This window comes from Polymorphobacter megasporae (assembly GCF_018982885.2).
Taxonomy (GTDB): Bacteria; Pseudomonadota; Alphaproteobacteria; order Sphingomonadales; family Sphingomonadaceae; genus Polymorphobacter_B; species Polymorphobacter_B megasporae.
In genome coordinates, this window is sequence record NZ_CP081848.1 from 2,560,498 (window position 1) to 2,580,661 (window position 20,164).

Genomic DNA, 20,164 nt, shown 5'->3' on the forward strand with positions numbered 1-20,164 from the left:
GCAGTCTCGCAATCGTGTCGCTTGGCGCTTGGCGTGCGTCTCGCCGGTCTCTTTAGTCGCGGCCTCCTGCCGGGCCTTTTATTTCCGTCCGAACTATAAGATATTGCGTGCTCGCTCCGGACAAAGGATGCCGACGATGCGAAGTCTGATTCCAGCTGCGCTGCTGCTCCTGATCACGGGTCCGGTACTTGCCGCCAGCCTTGGCATGTCGGTCACCAAACGCATCGCTGCCCCCGATGGCGGCTGGGACTATGTCAACGTCAGCGCCGACGGCAAGACGATGCTCGTCGCACGCTCGGACGGCGTGATGACGATCGATCTTGCGACTGGAGCGGTCAATCCGCACCTCGTCGCGGCGCAGCGGACGCACGGCGCGGTGACCGTTCCCGGCACCTCGATCGGTATGGTGACGAGCACGACCAGTGGCGGCGCATTGCTGTTCGATGCAGGCACCGGAGCGGTCGTCGCCGACATCAAGACCGGGACGAAGCCCGACGCTGCCGCTTACGACCCGGCGACAGGAATGCTGCTGGTGATGGACAATGCCGGCGGCGGCGTTGCGGTGATCGATCCGAAAACGAAGGCGCTCGTCGGTAAGGTCGCGGTGGCAGGCGCGCTGGAGTCTGCGGCGGTCGACGCGAAAGGGACGCTCTACGTCAACATCGAAGACAAGGGCGCTGTGGCGGTGATCGACGTCGCGCGCCGCGCGGTCGTTCGCACGATCGACCTCACCGGCTGCGAGGAGCCGGGCGGTCTCGCTTTGACGAAGCAGGGGTATCTCATCTCCGCGTGCGCGAACGGCCATGCCAAGGTGGTCGAAGCGAAGTCCGGCCGCTTGCTCGCCGACATTGCAATCGGATCACGCCCCGATGCGGTGATCTACGACGGTCCGCGTGACCGCGCCTATGTCCCTACAGGCGGCGACGGCGGGCTTACCGTGATCGACACTGCTGACGTGCCGCGCGGCATCGGCGTGGTGTCGACGCAAAAGGGCTCGCGCACCGGCGCGGCGGATCCTGCCACTGGCGATATCTACCTACCCGGCGCGCGTTTCGCCCCAGCAGAGGCCGGTCAGCGACCCAAGGCGATACCGGGATCGTTCGAGGTGCTCGTCGTCTCGAAATAGCGGTTGGGTCAAAGCGGCAAGGGTGCCGATTTCACCGTTGTAAAGCCCGCCGACTGGCCGGGGACTCCCGTATCAGGCTGGCCCGCGCCGACCGTGACGCGATATTTGCCCGCCATCACCTGCCGTGTCCCATCGATCGCCACCGCGCTTAGGTCGCGTGGCGACAGGTCGAACGTCACGGTGCGATGCTCGCCAGGATTGAGCGTCACACGCTGGTAGCCGCGCAGCGCGACGCGCGGCACACCGGGCTGGTCGGGGAAGTTGAGGTAGAGCTGCGCGACCTCGTCGCCGGCGCGCGTACCAGTATTGCTGACCTCGGTCGTCACCTGCAGTCCGGTCTCCGCGCCGCCTGCAGCAGGTGTCACGACGAGCGGGGCATACGCAAAGGTCGTGTAGCTCAGCCCGTAGCCGAACGGGTAGACCGGAGTGCCGGTGAAGTAGCGATATGTCCGCCCCGTCATCGCATAGTCGTCGAACGGCGGCAGGTCGGCGACGCTGCGGTAGAAGGTCAGCGGCAGGCGGCCGGCGGGGTTGGTCTTGCCCGACAGGACGTTGGCGACGGCCAGGCCGCCCGACTGCCCCGGATACCACGCCTCGACGATCGCCGCGGCATTGTCCTTCGCCCAGGCGACGTTGATCGGGCTGCCGTTCATTGCGACGACGATCAGCGGCTTGCCGGTCGCGTGCGCACGCTCGAGCATCGCCATCTGCTCGGCAGGCAGGTCGAGCGAGGTCTTGTCGCCGCCCTTGAAACCGGGAACGTCGGTGCCGGTCTCCTCGGCCTCGAGGTCGGAGGTCAGGCCGACCACCGTGACGATGACGTCGGCCGAGCGCGCCGCCGCATCGAGATCGGCGTCGGGCCGGGCGGAGACCAGCTTCCACACGAGGTCGGTGTTGCCGAAGCCGCGCGCGGTCGAGACGACGCGCAACTTGTAGCGATGCCGCTTTTCGAGCGTCACCGTCTTGAGCGTCGCCAGCGGGCCGTGATGCTCGGCGACGTCGAGGAAGGTCTGGCCGTCGAGCTCGACGAGCCCGGTGCCGCCGATGCCGAGGCGATAGCTGCCGGTCACCGGCGGCACGAGGAAGCCGGTCCATTCGGTGCGGTGATAGTCGTTGACCGTCGCGAGCTGCAGGCCGCGGCTCGCGACATCGGCCTCGCGGCGGGTGACGACGGGGCGCGGCTGGTAGCGCAGCGCGGTGATCTGCTCGCGGTCGGTGCCCGGCGCGAATGGCAGGACCGGCGGGATGACCGGGTTGAAATAGCGCACCAGCAGCCCCGGCTTGCCGTCGGGCGCACGCAAGGCCTCGGCGGGCACGCGGTCGCCGTCGGTGATCGACTCGCCGAACGGGACGAGCGTGACCGACGACGCGCCGATGGCACGACGCAGCCCCTCGACGACCGACACCGGCGGAGCGGATTGCGGCGAGGAATAGTTGCCGCGCAGCACGCGGGTCGCGTCGCCGAGGGGGCCGATCACCGCGATCCGCGCGCCGGGACGCAGCGGCAGCACGCCGTCGTTCTTGAGCAGCACGAGGCTCTTCTCGGCGGCCCTGAGCGCGAGCGCCCCGTGATCGGGGATGCCGATCGCGCTCACCGGAACGACCCCCGGTGCCTGCGCGATGCCGGGCAGATCGCCGTTGCGGATGCGCGCGGAGAACAGCCGGACCAGCGTCCGGTCGAGGTCGGCGGGCGATAGCAGGTTGCGCGCCACCGCCTCGCCGAAGCGGTCGGGCAGCCCGCCCATATCGCCGATCGTCTGGGTGTTGCACTCGTTGTCGACCCCGGCCTTCATTGCCGCGGCGACCGCGGTCGCCTGGTCGGGGGCGTATTTGTGATTGTCGGCGATGTCCTTCACCGCGTCGCAGTCCGACACGACATAGCCGGTGAAGCCCCACGCGCCGCGCAGGTGATCCTTGAGCAGCAGGTCGTTGGCGCACGCGGGCTGGCCGTCGATCCGGTTGTACGCGCACATGATCGACCCGGCGCGGCCCTCGACGATTGCGGCGCGGAAGGCGGGGAGGTAGGTGTCCTCGAGGTCGTGCGTCGAGACGAACACGTTCGCCATGTGTCGCGTCGACTCGGGCCCGCTGTGCACCGCGAAATGCTTGGGCGTCGAGATCACGTCAGGCAGATCCGAATTGGGACCCTGCATACCGGTGACGAAGGCGACCGCGGTGCGCGCGGTCAGGAACGGGTCCTCGCCGTACGTCTCCTGACCCCGGCCCCAGCGCGGATCGCGGAAGATGTTGATGTTGGGCGACCAGGTGTCGAGTCCGGTGCCGATGCGCCCGAGCTTGCCGGTCTGCCGCCCGAGCGTGTGGATCGCGCGGACCTCGACGCTGATGACGCCGGCGACGTCGTGGACCAGCGGCGCGTCGAAGGTGGCGGCAAGCCCGATCGGCTCAGGGAAATTTGTCGTGGGCATTGCACCGATCGCGCCGTGGAGCGACTCGGTCCACCAATTGTATGCCGGGATGTCCAGGCGGGGGATCGCGGGCGCGACGTTGAGCAGCTGCGGCAGCTTTTCGGCGAGCGTCATCCGCGCGACGATCGCCGCAGCGAGTTCGTCAGCGCGCGCTCGGATCGGGCTGACGGTAGCGGTAGCAGACACGGCGGCGGGTACGGTCTGCGCTGGCGCAGGTGATGCCGCCGCGGCGATCCCCGCAAGCAATGCCGCGCGGAAGCTAGATGCCAACTTAGCCATGGTGATCCCCTATCCAATTGTCGGACTTATTTTTCTTTGGGCATGCGGTCGCAATTTGATCGCCGCCCGTCAAGCCTGCTACGTTAGCGCTCTCATTTCGTCGGCACGATAATCGGCGATTGGGGCGGGGAGGATGTTCGAATGATATCGATTCATGCGCGGCAAGGGATTTTGCAGGGGCTGCGATGGGCAACCGCTTCGGCGCTCATGTGTGCGACGCCAGCTCTGCATGCACAGGTCGCCACGAACATCCCGCCCGCCGTCGCCGGGGCGCCGCACCTGACCGCCGAGCGGATCACCGTTCATGGCCGTGCGCTCGAGGGAAATCTGGAGGGCGACTCGCCCGATCGTGCAGTTCTGGTGGTCTTGCCGCCGGGCTACGCCAAGCACCCGAAGCAGCATTATCCGGTGCTGTATGCGCTCCACGGCTATTCGATCGGTGCCGAGCAATGGACCAGCGAAATTCACGCGCTCGATACGATCGCCAACGCCTATGGCACGGGCGTGCCGGAGATGATCGTCGTCTTCCCCGACAGCAAGACCGTCCATAATGGGTCGATGTATTCCAGCTCGGTGACGACGGGCGACTTCGAGACGTTCATCGCGCGCGATCTGGTCGCGTATGTCGACGCGCATTATCGCTCGATCCCCGACCGCGCGAGCCGGGGCCTCGCCGGGCATTCGATGGGCGGCTACGGCACCAGCCGGATCGGCATGAAGCACCCCGACGTGTTCGGCGCGCTGTACATGATGAGCCCGTGCTGCCTGTCGGCGCGTACCGCCGATCAGTTCGACCCGGCGATGGCTGCGCAGCTTGCCGGCGTCACCGTGCTCGCGGACTCGGCGAAGCTGCCGTTCTTCGCGCGGGCGCAACTGGCGAGTGCCGCGGCTTGGTCGCCGAACCCGACGAAGCCGCCACTGTTCCTCGATCTCCCGGTGAAGGACGGCGTCGTGCAACCCGACGTGCTGGCGAGGTGGGCAGCGAACGCCCCGCTCGCGTTCGTCGATCAATATGTCGGCAACCTGCGCCAGTATCGGGCGATTGCGCTCGACGTCGGCGATCAGGACAGCCTCAAGGACGACACCCGCAAATTGCACGAGGCGCTCGACCGCTACGGCATTGCCAATAGCTTCGAGATTTACCCCGGCACCCACGTCAGCAACGTCGCGTATCGTTTCGAGGATTATGTACTGCCGTTCTTTGGCAAGCAGTTGAAGCATTGATGAGATCGCGCATCCGTTGCTGGCTTGGCGTCTCATTGGCGATGGCCTTCCCGGCAGCGGCGATTGCCGGTCCGCTCGACCCTACCGGGCGTTGGACCGCCAACCAGCGCGGTGACGCGCCGCTGCCGCCTATGGGCTGGAGTTCGTGGAACGCCTTCCACACCGACATCACCGAGGAGAACATCCTCGCCTCGGCGGACGTGCTGGTCCGGTCGCAGCTCGCCGCCAAGGGCTATCGTTATATCGACATCGACGACGGCTGGTGGCTGAAGCGGCGCCAGACCGACGGTCGGATCATGATCCGCACCGCCAATTTTCCGTCGGCGGTGATGCCCGATGGCAAGCCGAGCTTCCGCCCGTTGACCGACAAGCTTCACGCGATGGGGCTCAAGGCGGGTATCTACAGCGACATCGGCCGCAACTCGTGCAGCCAGGTTTTCGATTCGACCGCGCCGAACCAGCCCGAAGGCAGCGTGATCGAGCGTGAGGTCGGGCTATACGGCCACGTCGATCAGGATATCCGGCTCTACCTCGGGGAGTGGGGCTTCGACCTGATCAAGGTCGACGGTTGTGGCATCCGCGGCTTGCCGGCGAGCAATCCCAAAGTGCAGTCGGGGCTGTACCGCACATTTCCGCCGCTGATCGACGCCGACTCGCTCGCCCAGACCGACGTCGCGGCGGTGCAGCGGCTGTACGGGGACGTCGCCGATGCCGTCGCGCGGGTTCGTCCGGATGGCCATTATGTTTATTCGCTGTGCCTCTGGGGTTCGGCCGATGTGCGCGCTTGGGGTAAGGATCTCGGCAGCGTGTCGCGGACGAGCGAAGACTTGTCACCGACATGGGGCAGGATGCTTCACAACCTCGACACGGTCAGCCGCCGCGAACTGTACGGACACCCCAATTCGTGGAACGACGCGGACATGCTGTTCGTCGGCAGCGGCGATTTCGACGAGAATCACCTGACTGAGGCGCGCTCGCACTTCGCCTTGTGGGCGATGGTCAACTCGCCGCTGATCATCGGCTACGACCTGCGCCACGCCGCACCCGCGCTGATCGACCTGTTCGGCAACACGCGGGTGATCGCGGTCAATCAAGACCCGGCGGGCAACCAGGCGACGATCGTGTTCGACTCAGACGAGGTGCAAATCTTCGTCAAGACGCTCAGCGACGGGCGCAAGGCGGTGGCGCTGTTCAACCGCAGCGGCCTGCCGGTCGATGCGACGCTGACCGCCGAGCATCTGTCGTTCAGCGATGCCGACGACGTCGAACTGACCGATCTGTGGTCGGGCGCGACATCGCAGTTCCGTAAGGAGCGTGATGTCCACCTCGCGCCGCGCCAGACGGTGATCTTCACCGCGAATGGCACCCGGCAACTTCCGGGCGGTCTGTATCTCGCCGAACAGCCGGGCAGCGTGAATCCTGCGGTCGACGGCGTCGAGTTGCCGACCCCCGATCCGCTCGTCCACCGCGCGCCATTGCCGTGGCTAGGCACGCACCACGGCGGCGACTTCCCACGCTACGGCGGCTGGGGCGGGGCGAGGGTGGGGCGGACGCCGTACGATCAGCCGCCGATGGTAGCCGGACAGCCGTTGAGCCACACGATCGGCGTGCTCGCGAATTCGCGGCTCGAAGTCCGGAACGCTGGATTTTCACGTTTTTCTACGCGGATTGGGGTCGACGATTCGACATCAGATAGAAAGCGGTCTGTGACCTTTTCGATCTATGGGGACGGTCACCTGCTTGCGCGCTCGCGGCCGATGCGTGTCGGTGACGGAGCCCAGTCGCTCACAGCCAATATTGCCGGGGTCAAAATAGTCGAACTTGTCGCGGCGAACGATGGCACCGGTGGCTCGCTGATTTCGGCAGACTGGGGCGAGGCAGCGCTGACGCGTTAGTCCGCGCCACCAATTAGTGCCGGGCCGCTTTCAACCGCTTTCGTCGGCAGCGTAGTCACGGAGACCGCAAACTCGATCTTTGGTCGAATACCGTACCTAGCGATGGTTTGTTTCGTCGCACCGGGAACACGTCGGGAATGGCGCGGTTAACGTTGCGATCTTTGGAGCGAGATATGGCCAGTCAAACTCACAACCACGATGACGCACCCCCACTGACGTCGAAGCATAGCGATGTCGTAACCGACGCCGCAAAGTCGCTTGACCTCACAGTTGGCGACAGCGTCTCGACCCGCTCTGTAACGATCAATAAGCCACAGGCCGAGTTGTTTGCGTTCTTTCGTGATTTCTCCAACCTGCCGAAATTTATGGAAAATATCGAGCGTGTCGACGTGATCGATGCAACCCGCTCGCATTGGGTCGTCAAAGCCCCAGTTGGCGAGACTGTCGAATGGGACTCGACGATTACCGAAGAGTCGCCGCCGTCGTCGTTCGCCTGGACGTCCAAGGGAAACATTCAGAATAGCGGCCGGGTCGAGTTCCGCGACGCCGGGCCACGAGGGACCATCGTCACCGCCATGATCGCCTACGATCCGCCGGGCGGAGCGATCGGAAAGCTCATTGCCAATCTGTTCCAGCGGGAGCCCGCGCTCCAGGCGCGGCGCGACCTTCGCCGGCTGAAGCAATTGATGGAGACCGGGGAGGTGTCGACCAACGCCCGCACCGTAGCCGCGCTCGCCAAAGAGAAGGAATAGATCGATGCGCGCACTGACTTGGCACGGCAAGCATGACGTCCGCGTCGACACCGTCGACGATCCCGAGATTTTGAACCCGCGCGATGCGATCATCAAAGTCACATCGACCGCAATCTGCGGGTCAGACCTTCACCTGTACGACGGCTTTATCCCGACGATGCAGAAGGGCGACATCCTCGGCCATGAATTCATGGGTGAAGTCGTCGAGATCGGTTCCAAGAGTACACTGAAGAAGGGGCAGCGGGTCGTTGTCCCGTTCACGATCGCCTGCGGCTCCTGCTATCACTGCGGCAAGAAGCAGTTCTCGGCGTGCGATAACGGCAATCCTGCCGATAATCAGGACATTGCCGAAACGCTCTACGGGCAGCCGATGTCGGGCCTTTTCGGCTACAGCCACATGACCGGCGGCTATGCGGGCGGACAGGCAGAATATGTTCGAGTGCCTTATTCCGACACCGGCCCGATTGTCATTCCCGACGGGATCGAAGACGACAAGGTGTTGTTCTTGTCCGACATTCTGCCGACCGGCTGGATGGCAGCGGAAAATGCCGACATCGAACCCGGTGACACTGTCGCGGTATGGGGCTGTGGCCCGGTCGGGCTGTTCGCAATCCAGTCGGCCTTTCTCCTTGGTGCGCACCGCGTCATCGCGATCGATCACTTCCCGCACCGGCTCGAGCTCGCGAAGAAGTTTGGCGCGGAGACGATCAACTTCGAGGACAGCAAGGTGTCCGAGGCATTGATCGAGATGACCGGCGGCATCGGCCCTGACGCGGTGATCGATGCGGTCGGGCTCGAGGCCCACGGCTTCTTCGTCGACAACGTCATCGACCAGATCAAGAAGACGCTGCTGCTCGGTACCGACCGCGCGCATTCGATCCGTCAGGCAATCGTCGCGTGCCGCAAGGGCGGTCGGGTGTCGATGCCGGCGGTGTACGGCGGTTTTATCGACAAGTTTCCGCTCGGCGCGTTCATGGAAAAGGGGTTGACGCTCAAGACGGGGCAGACCCACGTCCAGCGTTACCTTCCGGCGCTGCTCACCGCGATCCTCGAAGAGAAGATCGATACGACGTTCCTGATCAGCCACCGGATGGCGCTCGAGGACGCACCCAAGGGCTACAAGATGTTTCACGACAACCAGAACGAAGTCACCAAAGTCGTGCTCAAGCCCGGCATGGCCACCGCAGCTTAAGGAGTATCTGCATGTCAGATCGTAAATTCGCCGTCGTCACCGGAGCTTCGACCGGGATCGGTTTCGAACTCGCCGAGCTTGCGGCAAAAAATGGCTATGACCTGTTGATCGTCGCTGATGAGGCGAAGATCGAGGACACGGCAACCCATATCCGTACGCACGGAGCCAATGTCGTCGCCCTTGAAGCCGATCTCGCGACGATCGAGGGCGTCGACAAGTTGCTCGCCACAGTCACGGGTCCGATCGACTTGCTGTGTGCCAACGCCGGCCGCGGACTCGGTCACGGGTTTCTCGACCAGAGTGTCGACGACTGGCGCCGGGTTATCGACACCAACATCACTGGTACGCTCTACCTGCTGCAGAATGTCTTGAGAGACATGGTTGCGCGAAACGACGGCAAGGTCTTGATCACCGGGTCGATCGCGGGCTTCATCCCGGGTGCGTTCCAGGCGGTCTACAATGGCAGTAAGGCGTTCATCGACAGCTTTGCCGATGCGATCCGGAACGAGCTCAAGGAGAGCAAGGGCGTTAGCATCACGACCCTAATGCCGGGGCCGGTCGAGACCGAGTTCTTCGATCGTGCCGGCATGATGGACACGTCCGTCGGCGCATCCGATACCAAGAGCACCGCCGAAGATGTCGCCAAGGATGGTTGGGACGCGGTTATGGCGGGCGAGGCGCATATCGTCTCCGGCTGGAAGAACAAGATCCAGGCGGCGGTGGCGCATGTTACCCCGGCTGCCGTTCTTGCCGAACAGCACCGCAAGATGGCTGAGCCCGGCACTGCAGACAGCTAAGACGACGATCTGAGAGGAAGCGGCGGCGGTATCTGGTCCTCCGCCGCTTCGCTATGGCTGGACGGCGAGGTTGGTCCTGAAGGCCCTAAGCAACAGCCTGCTTCCGCCCAAGAGCGATCAACAGTGCGGCGGCAACTAGCGACCCAGCGCCTACAATCGCAATCGAGAGCGCGATGCTCGTGCCAGCGGCGATCAAGAACCCGCCGATCACCGGACCGAGAACCGCCCCGGCGCGGCCGATTCCGATCGCGAGGCCGGTGCCGGTGACCCGAAGCTCGGGGGGAAACGACCGGGCGAGCAACGCGTAAAGACCGACGATGCCGCTGTAGACGCAAATCCCGGCGAGGAATGCCATGCTCTGGAGCGCGGGAAGTCCCGAGACGTGGCCGAACACGACAAATGTCACTGCTGTCCCAACCATCGCTATGACGACTAGGCGAGTCAGCCCGAAACGCGGTGCCGCCCAGCCGAATATCGAGCCGCCGAGCACACCGCCAAGGCTCATCAATGCCGACGTCCGGATCGCGTCGGGTGCGCCATAGCCGATGTCGGTCAGCAGTTTCGGGAGCCAGCCCGAGAAGAAATAGAACGTCGTGATGTGGAGGAAATACGCCGCCACGATCAGCAATGTGACGACGCGGAAGCGCGGGCCGAGCAGTTCGATGAAACTGCCGCGCGACACCGGCGCGGCCCTCAGGACGACAGTTGCAGCGAGCGGCGGATGGCCCATCCGCGCCATCAGCCGGTCAATCTGCTGCCGTGCGGCGGGGGTCCCTTGCCGCGCCAGGAATTCGAGCGACTCGGGCAGGCCAAACCAGACGATCGGAATGAAAAGCGCGGTGACAAGCCCGCCCGCGACGAAGATCGACTGCCAGCCGTGCGTGACGATGAGCTCGGCAACGGCGAAGCCGCCAATTAGCCCGCCGAGCGGCAGCCCGATCGTCATCACCGCCACCGCGAGGTCCCGCCGACGCTCGTTGGCGAATTCCGACGCAACGGCGTTGATCGTCGCAACCATCCCACCGATCCCGACCCCGGTGACGACCCGCCACAGGCACAGCGTGACGAGGCCGGTCGACGTGGCGGTCAGCAGCATGCCTATCGCCATGAAGACGAGACTGGCAAGGATCAACGGACGACGTCCGAGTCTGTCACCGAAAGGGGCGAGCGCGAGCGATCCGATCGACATGCCGACGAGGCCGGACGACAATGCAATTCCGAGCTGCGCCGGTCCGATGCCCCACGCCTTGACGATCCCGGGCGCGGCGAAGGTGATCGACAAAACGTCGAAGCCGTCGAGCGCGTTGAGCGCGACCGACAGCGCCACGGCGGCGATCTGCTGGCGGCTCATCGGCGCTTTGGCCAGCGCCAGCGTCACCGGGTTGGCGCCAGCTGCCCCCTCGGCTGCCAAGGTCGATGATACTGCCATTCGTGCTCCCCGATCGATCGCGCTACTGCCCGCCGGCTTATTTTACCGGCATCGCGCATGGAGCTTATCGCCCACTTGTCGCACGCTGCCATCGATAATCGCGTCTCTGTCAGTTAATTGCGGAAGACCACTGTGCGCGTGCCGTTGAGCAAAATCCGATCGTCGAGATGATAGGCGACCGCGGTCGACAGGACGCGACGCTCGATGTCGCGGCCCTTGCGGACGAGATCGTCAGGGGTGTCGGCGTGGCTGATCGGCTCGACATCCTGCGCGATGATCGGGCCTTCATCGAGGTCGGTAGTGACGTAATGCGCGGTCGCGCCGATCATCTTGACCCCGCGCGCGTGCGCCTGGTGATACGGCTTCGCACCTTTGAACCCCGGCAGGAAGCTGTGGTGGATATTGATGCAGCGCCCGCTGAGGAATGTCGCCAGATCGTCTGACAGGATTTGCATGTACCGCGCGAGGACGACGAGTTCGGCCCCGGTTTCATCGACGATCCGCTTGATCTGCGCTTCCTGCTGCGGCTTGGTTTCGCGAGTGACTGGCAGATAGTGGTACGGAATATCGCCGATCATCGAAATCTGCAGTGCGTCGCGCGGGTGGTTGGAGACGATGCCGACGACGTCCATCGATAGCTCGCCGATCCGGCGGCGATACAGGATATCGCCGAGGCAATGGTCGAACTTCGACACGAGAAGCAGGACGCGTTGGCGTTCAATCGACGGTCGCAACTTCCACTCCATCGCATGCTCGGCGGCGATGACGGCGAAATCGGTGCGCAGCCGCTCGACCGTCACCGCCGGATCGATCAGTTCGAACACCACGCGCATGAAGAAAAGGCCGGTCTGGCGGTCGTCGAATTGCTGCGCGTCGAGGATGTTACCGCCGTTCTTCGCCAGGAACATCGCCACAGTCGCGACCAGTCCGGGGCGATCGGGGCACGACAGCGACAGGGTGCAAATGTCGGTCACGCCGGTCGTACTCCTTTTTTTCGCGAGTTATGCCGGGCGGCGTAATCGCCGATCCACTCGACCGTCCGCTGCAGGCCGCCGAACGGGTAGAAGTGCAGCCGCACCGCGCCATGTCCGGGCGTGATCCCCTTGCCCAGCGTATCGATGAGCCGGTCTGGGCCCGCGGTGCCGAGCAGTTTGGTCAGCGATACGCCGTATTTCGACATCACGCTCGCGGTCGCGCCGACGCCGCAGTGCGCGGCAAAGCGGAGCAATGTCTTGATCCCGGCGGGACCCGGTACGCCGATCCGGACCGGTGCAGTGATGCCCCGCTCGCGCAACTCGCCGAGCCAGGCGAGCAGCGGGTCGGCGTCGAAGCCGAATTGCGTGACGATCAACGGGGCCATGCCGCGATCGATGACCTCGCGGTCCTTCTCGGCGAGTGCCGCCCATAGTTCGGCTGTCTTCATCGCCGGGTGTCCATCGGGATGCCCGGCGATGCCGACCGCCTTAATGCCGTGGCGTTCGAACAGGCCGGTCCGAAGCAGTGACATCGTGTCGGCGAACGGGCCGACCGGGACGGGGGGATCCCCGGCGACGAGGAACACCCGCCGGACGCCCGCCTCGGCGGTCGAGCGTTCGACGATTGCGGTGAGTTCGTCGTGCGAGGTGATCCGCCGCGCCGAAAGATGCGGCATCGGCTCGAAGCCGAGTTCGCGGACTCGGATCGCGGCGGCAATCCGCGCGTCCATCGTCTCCCCGGGCAGGAAAGTGATCGCAATCGGCGTTGCGGGCGCGACCATCGGCGCGGCGATGCCGAGCGCATCGATGTCCTTCGCGGTCATCTCGAGCGAATAGCCATCGGTCATGACCGACGGCGCCGCCTGCGACCAAGCCGGGTGTAAAGCGCTGCTTGCATCCATCGTCCGCTGATCCTCCCCGGTAGTCGCCTCGTTGGGCCACATGACCCCTAGCGCATCGAGTTTTCTTCGGATACCAGAATGTTTCATAACCGCGAATGGGGAATCATGAACGCGGAGTCGTCGACTGACTTGCTGTTGCTGCCCGGACTGATGTGCGACGCGCGGATCTTCGCGGCGCAGTTGGCGCGATTTGACGGTGCCGTGGCGATCGACGGCTTCGGCGAAAGATCGCGGTTGAGCGACATGGCGCGTTATGTTCTCGACTCGGTACCGGGTCGATATTCGCTCCTCGGCCATTCGATGGGCGGGCGCGTGGCGCTCGAAATAGTACGGCTTGCACCCGAGCGTGTCGCACGCCTCGCGCTGCTCAGTACGGGCACCCACCCAGTCCAGCCTGGCGAGGCCAACAAACGTCGTCGCCTCGTCGAGCTTGGCCGAGTCAAAGGGACGGCGGCGCTGGTCGACGCATGGCTTCCGCCGATGCTTGCGCCCGTGAATCGCGTCGACGAAGTGATGTTCGACCCGCTTGAGGCGATGTGCCGCGAGGTCGGGGTCGAGGCGTTTGCTGCGCAGATCGACGCCCTGCTGACCCGTCCCGAAGTCGACGGACTGCTATCCGCGATTAGCTGCCCGACGATGATCGCAGTCGGCAGCGCCGACGAATGGAGTCCGCCTGCCCAGCATGAATTCATCCACGCCGCGATCCCGAAATCGCGGCTGACAATCTTCGCCGGAGCGGGGCATATGCTGCCGATAGAGGCCGCCGGACCGTTGAACGACGCGATTGCCGCATGGCTATCGCTGCCCACGAACTGACCATCCGAAACAGGAGCGAACAGATGACCGAGAATACACTCGAAACCGTATTGAGCGCGGGCGGCGACATCGTCGAGCTGCTGCGCAACCAGCAGACTGGGCCCAATGCTTACCCTGGCGTTCCTGCCGAGTATTCAAACTGGCGTAGCGAGCAGATGGCGTGGGTCGATACATGTGTGCTGTTCAACCAGTCGTACCACATGGTCGACCTCGAAGTGTCGGGGCCCGACGCCTTCGCGATGCTCAACCATCTTGGCATCAACAGCTTCAAGGGCTTCGTCCCCGATCGCGCCAAGCAGTTCGTCCCGGTCACGCCCGACGGCTATGTTATCGGCGACGTCATCCTGTTCTATCTCGAAGAGAACCGCTTCAATCTCGTCGGCCGCGCGCCGGTGATCGAGTGGGTCGAGTATCACGCCCAGACCGGCAAGTGGAACGTCACCGCCGAGCGCGACGAGCGGACCGCCGTCCGTCCCGACCCGCAGAACCGCAAGTCGTTCCGCTTCCAGCTTCAGGGGCCGAACGCGATGAAGACGCTCGAGAAGGCGCTCGGCGAGACTCCGCCCGACCTCAAGTTTTTCCACATGACGACGATGACGATCGCCGGAAAGATCGTTCGCGCGCTGCGTCACGGCATGGCGGGGCAGCCGGGCTATGAGCTGTTCGGCCCCTTCGCCGATGGCGAGACCGTTCGTCAGGCGCTGATCGAGGCGGGCAAGGACTTCGGTCTGACGCTCGTTGGCGGGCGCACCTACTCGTCGAACACGCTCGAGTCAGGCTGGATCCCGTCGCCGCTTCCTGCCGTCTATACCGGCGAGGCGCTCAAGCCGTACCGCGAGTGGCTGACCGCTAATTCGTACGAGGCGAAGGCGTCGATCGGCGGCAGCTTCGTTCCGGACTCGGTCGAAGGCTATTACCTAACGCCGTGGGACCTCGGCTACGGCCCGTTCGTCAAGTTCGACCACGACTTCATCGGGCGCGAAGCACTCGAGAAGATGGCCGAGCAGCCGCACCGCAAGAAGGTCACGCTCGCGCTCGACACTGAAGACGTGCTGCGCGTGATGAGTTCGTCGCTGCAGAAGGGCGACCGCGCGAAGTATATGGAGTTCCCGTCGGCGGTGTATTCGATGCACCCCTACGACTCGGTTCTTATCGACGGGTCGATCGTCGGCGTATCGACGTGGATCGGCTACAGCGCCAACGAGGGTAAGATGCTGACCCTCGCGATGCTCGACGCCGAGCACGCCGTGCCGGGGACCGAAGTGACGCTGCTGTGGGGTGAGCCCGACGGCGGCACGCGCAAGCCGACGGTCGAGCGTCATGTGCAGACCGAGATCAAGGCAATCGTCAGCTCGGTGCCGTATTCGGAAGTCGCGCGTGACAGCTATGCCGACAGCTGGCGTACCCGCCAGCCGGCTTAATCGCCACAGGTGACCGGTGCGCGTCCCGATGGACGCGCGCCGGTCAGCCCGAGCCGAGCAGGTCGGCGGTGCGGATCAACAGGTCGGCCGCGCGACGCTCGACCGCGGCGTCGAAGCGCACTGCCGGGATCGCGACACTGAACGCGCCGATGACCTCGTTATCAATGCGGGCGACGCGGCCCATGCCGTGGATGCCGGGGGTGTGCTCCTCACGCGTGTGCGCAATGCCGGTTCGGCGGATGTCGTCGATCTCGGTCCGAAGCGAGGCAGCCGCGACGATCGTCGTAGCGGTGAAGGCTGTCCGTTCGGTCTCCGCGAGGTAGCGGTCGAGATCGGCGTCGGCCAGTGCTGCGAGCAGTGCCTTGCCCGCCGAGAAGCCGTGGAGCGCTGCACGTGACCCGGTGCTGACAGCATATCGCAACGCGTGCTCGCTCGATTCCGTCGCTAGCGCCTCGACCTCCCAGCCTTGGCGAATGAAGAACGACGCTGTCTCGTTGAGCTGGACTCGCAGCGTTCGCACCAGCGGCGCGACCCGGTCGGCGAGCGAGAACACCGGCGTATGGGTCTGTAGCCGCGCCAGCCCCGGTCCGCTGGCATAGCGCCGCCCGGTCCGCACGAGATATTCACGCTCGACCAGCGTGCCGAGTAGGTACGAAAGGCTGCTGACCGGAATGCCAAGCGCCTCCGATATTTCTTGCGCCACCAGCGGGCGGCCGCGCGACACGATATATTCGATAATGTCGAGCGTGCGCGTCGCGGACTTTACCGTCGCGGGAGGTGAGGCGTCGGACATCCGGTCTACGCCGCGACAATCCGGTTGGGCGCCGTCATCCCGCGACAACGATCGAGCCGCGCCGCTCGGCGAAGCGCCAGCCCTCGGGCGTTTGCACGAAGCGGTCGTGAAACGACCCGACTAGCGGTAGCCCGGGGCCATTGAATAACAGCATCGCGCACTCGCTCCGCGCTTCGGTCGCGCTGTCGACGTCGACGACGACGTTCGTGCAGAAATGCCGGGTGATGCGGGCGGGCCGAGCGAGAAAAGCGGCGAGGATCGCGGCGCGCCCGGAGATCGGCTCGTCGGGCGCGGTCGGGCGGATCAGGACGCCATCATCGGCATAAAGCGCCGCGGCGCCTGCCCAGTCGGCCCGGTCGACGAGATTGGCGTAGAGCGCGATCAGGCGAGCGCAGTCGGCCTCGATTGCGCGGCGCTTGGCGTCGTCGATCACGCGGCCTCCAGCACGATATGCCCGACCGCGGTATTCGACGCCGGGACATGGTAGAAGCGGTGGCGCTCGACCGGATCGCGGCCCAGCGCGCCGCGCATGATCAGCCACATGATCAGTTCGATGCCCTCCGACCCTGCCTCACGAAGATATTCGTAATGCGTAATCTTCCGCAGCGCTTCGGGGCTGTCTGCGAGGCGGTCGAGGAAGGCGGTGTCGAACTCGCGGTTGATCAGTCCCGCGCGTGGGCCCTGGAGCTGGTGGCTCATCCCGCCGGTGCCCCAGACCTGGACGTTGAGGTCCTCGGGGAACGACGCCACCGCGCGGGCGATCGCTTCGCCGAGCCGATAGCAGCGGTCGCCCGACGGCGGAGGGAACTGGGTGACGTTGACCATCACGGGCACGACGCGGACCGGCCATTGCTCGACGCTGCCGAACAGCAGCGACAGCGGCACGGTCATGCCGTGGTCGACCTCCATCTCGTTCAGGATGGTCATGTCGAACTCGTCGATGATCAGCGATTGGGCGATGTGCGCGGCGAGTTCGGGATGCCCCTCGACGACCGGCACCGGGCGCGCGCCCCAGCCTTCGTCGGCGGGGGTATAGCTGTCGGCGCAACCGATCGCGAAGGTCGGCACGACCTCGAGCATCAGGCTCGTCGCATGATCGTTGAATACGAGGATGACGACATCGGGCCGCTCCTCAAGCTCCCACGCGCGGCTCCAGTCGTAACCGGCGAACACCGGCGCCCAATACGGTTCGGCCGACTTCTTCAGGTCGATCGCCGCCCCGATCGCCGGAACGTGGCTCGTCCCGACGCCTGCCGTAATCCGCGCCATCTCAGTGCCTCCCGGCGATCGAGCGGTTGCCGACCGGTGAGCGGCCCCCGGCGATCATCATTGCTGCATAATCCTCGCCGCTCATCCCGGCCATCGTGCCAACCGCGCGCTGGACGCTCCAGCCATCGGTGTTCGAGATCTTGACGAGGAAGTAGATGTTGCCGCCGAGCCCGATCAGGCGGTTGAAGTCGCGGTCGACGACCCCTTGGCGCTGCTCAGGCGTCATCGCGAAGCGGTCGAGGTAAGCGCCCTCGTCGGCCTTGAACGCGGCGCGGTTCTCCACCTTCATCAGCGACATGCAGAAGCGGTGGAGCTGGTACGCCCGCCGCGAGCTTGCCGTGGTGAAGATCGTCGTGCCCGGAATATCCGCCAGATCGGCGGCATCGTATCCCGGGCCCTGCGGCGAAGAACCGTCCATCGTCAGCCTCCTAGAACTTGTAGCCAATCGTCCCGCCGAAGGTCCGCGGCGGCAGATACGTCGCGCCGATCAGGCGGCCTGTCGCCAGCGCAAAGGTGCTCGACGGGCGGAAGACGTCGTTGAGGTTCTTGACCCATGCCTGGACGGTGATGTGGTCGCCGTCGCGGGCATATGTCAGCGACGCATCGACCATCGTATAAGCGTTGCTGCTTTCGATATCGCGCTTGAACTCGCTGAAATAGGTCTTGCCCTTGTACGACACGTCGAGCGACGGCGTCACCGACCCGTGCAGCCCGGCGACCTGCAGTTCATAGGCGGCATGGGCGTTTGCCGCCCAGCGCGGGCTGTTGCGTGTCGGATTGCCCGCGAGCTGGATGTTGCCGCTGCCCGGCGCCCCGAATGCCGTCGGATTTGGGTTGGTCACGGCGTTGTACGGCGTGCCACCGGAGACGTTCGCGGGGTTGAGCGGATCGAGTGTCGGATAGTCGACGAAATGCGAGTCGGTGTACGACACCGCGCCCGACAGGGTCAGGCCCTGGACGGGACGGGCGGTGGTCTCGAGCTCGAAGCCCTTGGCGCGGGTCTTGGCGGCATTCTGGAAGATCGTCGTGTAGCCGGTCGGACCACCCGCGATCGTCTTGTTGAGCTGGAGGCCGTTCAAAACATAGCTGTAGCCCGCGAGATTGACCGTCAGCCAGCGCGCTACCGTCGCCTTGATGCCGACTTCATGATTCTTGATCGTCTCGGGGTCGATGATCGTCGTGCTGCCGGCGGCGTTTTCGGGCGACCCTGCCTTAAAGCCCTCGGAATAGGTGTAGTAAAGCAGCAGGTTACGGCTGGGCTGCCATTCGACGCCGGCGGTCGGGGTGAAGTCCTTGAAGGTCCGCGCCCGGCGGGTGGCGTCGGCGGTGTAGACGATCACCGGGCCGAGACCGTTACGGGTGATGACGACTGCCGGGTTCTCCGACGTGACGTGCTCGCTCGAATACCGCCCGCCGAGCTTGAGCGAGACGCCCTGCAGCGCGTCGGTGACCTCCCCGAGCTTGATCTCGGTCTGACCGAAGATCGCATAGGTCTCGTCGCCGAGATTCGAATGCGTGCAGACGCGTTTCGGTGCGATCACCATCGAGCCGCCGGAGACGGTGCTCGGCGAGTAGCCGCACAGGTCGTATGCGTTGGCGAGGTTGACCCCGGCGGCGTTAAGCACGCCGATGTTCGATGCCTGGCCGTTGAGGTCGCTTAGGCCAACTGTGTCGCGCGGGCGCTGGCGCTCGTTGAAGTAGTAAAGCCCGACGACGGCGTTCATCAGGTGCGAGTTATAATTGAGCTGGAATTCGTTGCTGACCTGCTTCGAATCGATCCGCCGCTCCTGCACCGTCGTCGCCTGGCCGTTGCTCGCAAGGCTGTCGACCACTGCCGACAGGTCGAGGTCCTGGAACAGCGACGACTGGAAGTTGCGGTAGTTGGCGATGTCGGTGATGCCGAGCGTGTCGGTCAGCTCGGTGTGAAAGGTCGCGGTGAAGGCGTAGGTCTGGGTGTTGGTGCCGGGATTGGACTCGGTGGCGAGATCGCGCGGGTTGGTCGCATAGCCGCCGGTGCCGAGCGGGGCGAGGCGGGCGACCCCCGGGAACGACGGGCGAAGGTAATGGATCGCACCCGAAGCATCGTCCTGGCGGAAATACTCGCCGCTGAGCAGCAGTGTCGTCTTGGGCGCGAGGTCGAATAGCAACTGGCCGCGGACCATCCGGCGGTTGAGATTGTCGATATCGCTGCCGTTGACCGGGTTGTGCCCGAAGCCGTCGTGATTTTCGGTCTTCGCGGCGATGCGGAAGTCGATGCCGGTGGTGACCGGGCCGCCGATTGCGACCTCGGAATTGATTGAGTTGTAATTGCCGTAGGTGAGCCGCGCATAGCCCTCGAGCTCGTCGGTCGGCTTCGCGGTGATCAGGTTGATCGACCCGCCGACGGCATTGCGCCCGTAAAGCGCGCCCTGCGGTCCGCGGAGCACTTCGACGCGCTGAAGGTCGAACAGCGACGTCAGCTGGGCTTCGGCGCGCGCGACATAGGCACCGTCGACGTGGAGCGCGACGCCGGTGGCGCTACCGGTCGTAGAGGTGTTCGCGCCGACGCCGCGGATGAAGATCTTTGCCTGGTTGAAGTCGCTGCCGAAGTTGACCGCCGGAACGATCGTCTGGAGGTCCTGCAGGCTATTCACTTGCGCCGACTGGAGCCGGTCTGCCCCGAGCGCGCTGACTGCGGCGCTGACGTCCTGCAGCGACTGGCGGCGCTTTTGTGCGGTGACGACGATGTCGCCGTCGACCGTTTCGGTCTCGGCGGCAGCGGCCGGCACGCCCGAGCCGGGGGTCGCCGTAGCGGGGGCCAACTGGGCATAGCTGCTCGTGGTCGCAAGCAACGCCACGGTGAACGCGATTGTCTTCACTTATCTTCCCC

At 64.9% G+C, this 20,164-nt stretch carries 17 protein-coding genes; 8 read left to right on the plus strand and 9 right to left on the minus strand.

The window, feature by feature from the left end:
• Nucleotides 1–136: 136 nt before the first annotated feature.
• Nucleotides 137–1,126 (plus strand): YncE family protein, encoded by a 990-nt coding sequence (locus KTC28_RS11970; RefSeq protein ID WP_216707404.1) that lies wholly within the window; start codon nucleotides 137–139, stop codon nucleotides 1,124–1,126.
• Nucleotides 1,127–1,134: 8 nt separating this feature from the next.
• Here the strand turns inward: KTC28_RS11970 and KTC28_RS11975 are convergent, their stop codons facing one another.
• A complete protein-coding gene (locus KTC28_RS11975) occupies nucleotides 1,135–3,831 on the minus strand; it encodes a glycoside hydrolase family 3 C-terminal domain-containing protein (RefSeq protein ID WP_216707405.1) in 2,697 nt (898 codons plus the stop codon).
• A 141-nt stretch (nucleotides 3,832–3,972) separates the two neighbouring features.
• On the opposite strand from KTC28_RS11975, the gene KTC28_RS11980 reads away from it, so the two are divergent.
• From KTC28_RS11980 to KTC28_RS12000, 5 genes are all read left to right on the plus strand, one after another.
• Nucleotides 3,973–5,055, plus strand: a complete 1,083-nt coding sequence (locus KTC28_RS11980; RefSeq protein ID WP_216707406.1) for an alpha/beta hydrolase — start codon at nucleotides 3,973–3,975, stop codon at nucleotides 5,053–5,055.
• Nucleotides 5,055–6,950, plus strand: coding sequence for an NPCBM/NEW2 domain-containing protein (locus KTC28_RS11985; protein WP_216707407.1), 1,896 nt, complete (start codon nucleotides 5,055–5,057; stop codon nucleotides 6,948–6,950). The genes KTC28_RS11980 and KTC28_RS11985 overlap by 1 nt, the downstream gene beginning before the upstream one ends.
• Nucleotides 6,951–7,123: 173 nt before the next feature.
• Nucleotides 7,124–7,702, plus strand: coding sequence for an SRPBCC family protein (locus KTC28_RS11990; RefSeq protein ID WP_216707408.1), 579 nt, complete (start codon nucleotides 7,124–7,126; stop codon nucleotides 7,700–7,702).
• A gap of 4 nt (nucleotides 7,703–7,706) precedes the next feature.
• Nucleotides 7,707–8,894: a zinc-dependent alcohol dehydrogenase gene (locus KTC28_RS11995; RefSeq protein ID WP_216707409.1), complete on the plus strand. Its 1,188-nt coding sequence runs from the start codon at nucleotides 7,707–7,709 to the stop codon at nucleotides 8,892–8,894.
• 11 nt (nucleotides 8,895–8,905) lie between these two features.
• Nucleotides 8,906–9,691, plus strand: a complete 786-nt coding sequence (locus KTC28_RS12000) for an SDR family NAD(P)-dependent oxidoreductase (protein WP_216707410.1) — start codon at nucleotides 8,906–8,908, stop codon at nucleotides 9,689–9,691.
• Between the two features lie 85 nt (nucleotides 9,692–9,776).
• Here the strand turns inward: KTC28_RS12000 and KTC28_RS12005 are convergent, their stop codons facing one another.
• The 3 genes from KTC28_RS12005 to KTC28_RS12015 form a co-directional block, all read right to left on the minus strand.
• On the minus strand, nucleotides 9,777–11,120 hold the full coding sequence (locus KTC28_RS12005) for an MFS transporter (protein ID WP_216707411.1): 1,344 nt from the start codon (nucleotides 11,118–11,120) through the stop codon (nucleotides 9,777–9,779).
• 113 nt (nucleotides 11,121–11,233) lie between these two features.
• Nucleotides 11,234–12,094 carry a formyltetrahydrofolate deformylase gene (gene purU, locus KTC28_RS12010; protein WP_216707412.1) on the minus strand — a complete coding sequence of 287 codons (861 nt, stop codon included), beginning with the start codon at nucleotides 12,092–12,094 and terminating at the stop codon, nucleotides 11,234–11,236.
• The gene (locus KTC28_RS12015; RefSeq protein ID WP_255601971.1) at nucleotides 12,091–12,942 is read right to left on the minus strand and encodes a methylenetetrahydrofolate reductase; all 852 of its coding nucleotides are present in this window, start codon (nucleotides 12,940–12,942) and stop codon (nucleotides 12,091–12,093) included. The genes purU and KTC28_RS12015 overlap by 4 nt, the downstream gene beginning before the upstream one ends.
• A gap of 132 nt (nucleotides 12,943–13,074) precedes the next feature.
• Between KTC28_RS12015 and KTC28_RS12020 the strand changes: the two genes are divergently transcribed.
• Both KTC28_RS12020 and desA read left to right on the plus strand, forming a co-directional pair.
• A complete protein-coding gene (locus KTC28_RS12020; RefSeq protein ID WP_255601972.1) occupies nucleotides 13,075–13,812 on the plus strand; it encodes an alpha/beta fold hydrolase in 738 nt (245 codons plus the stop codon).
• Nucleotides 13,813–13,835: 23 nt separating this feature from the next.
• Nucleotides 13,836–15,233, plus strand: a complete 1,398-nt coding sequence (gene desA / locus KTC28_RS12025; RefSeq protein WP_216707414.1) for a syringate O-demethylase — start codon at nucleotides 13,836–13,838, stop codon at nucleotides 15,231–15,233.
• A 43-nt stretch (nucleotides 15,234–15,276) separates the two neighbouring features.
• On the opposite strand, the gene KTC28_RS12030 is transcribed toward desA, so the two are convergent.
• From KTC28_RS12030 to KTC28_RS12050, 5 genes are read right to left on the minus strand one after another with little or no spacing between them, the layout of a single operon-like run.
• Nucleotides 15,277–16,026: an IclR family transcriptional regulator gene (locus tag KTC28_RS12030; RefSeq protein WP_216707415.1), complete on the minus strand. Its 750-nt coding sequence runs from the start codon at nucleotides 16,024–16,026 to the stop codon at nucleotides 15,277–15,279.
• 34 nt (nucleotides 16,027–16,060) lie between these two features.
• Nucleotides 16,061–16,459: a nuclear transport factor 2 family protein gene (locus KTC28_RS12035; RefSeq protein ID WP_255601973.1), complete on the minus strand. Its 399-nt coding sequence runs from the start codon at nucleotides 16,457–16,459 to the stop codon at nucleotides 16,061–16,063.
• Entirely contained in the window at nucleotides 16,456–17,295 is an 840-nt protein-coding gene (locus KTC28_RS12040) for a class III extradiol dioxygenase subunit beta (protein ID WP_216707416.1), read from the minus strand. Before KTC28_RS12040 ends, KTC28_RS12035 begins: the two co-directional genes overlap by 4 nt.
• Nucleotide 17,296: 1 nt before the next feature.
• A complete protein-coding gene (ligA, locus tag KTC28_RS12045; protein ID WP_216707417.1) occupies nucleotides 17,297–17,713 on the minus strand; it encodes a protocatechuate 4,5-dioxygenase subunit alpha in 417 nt (138 codons plus the stop codon).
• Nucleotides 17,714–17,723: 10 nt separating this feature from the next.
• Entirely contained in the window at nucleotides 17,724–20,153 is a 2,430-nt protein-coding gene (locus KTC28_RS12050; protein WP_216707418.1) for a TonB-dependent receptor, read from the minus strand.
• Nucleotides 20,154–20,164 lie beyond the last annotated feature (11 nt).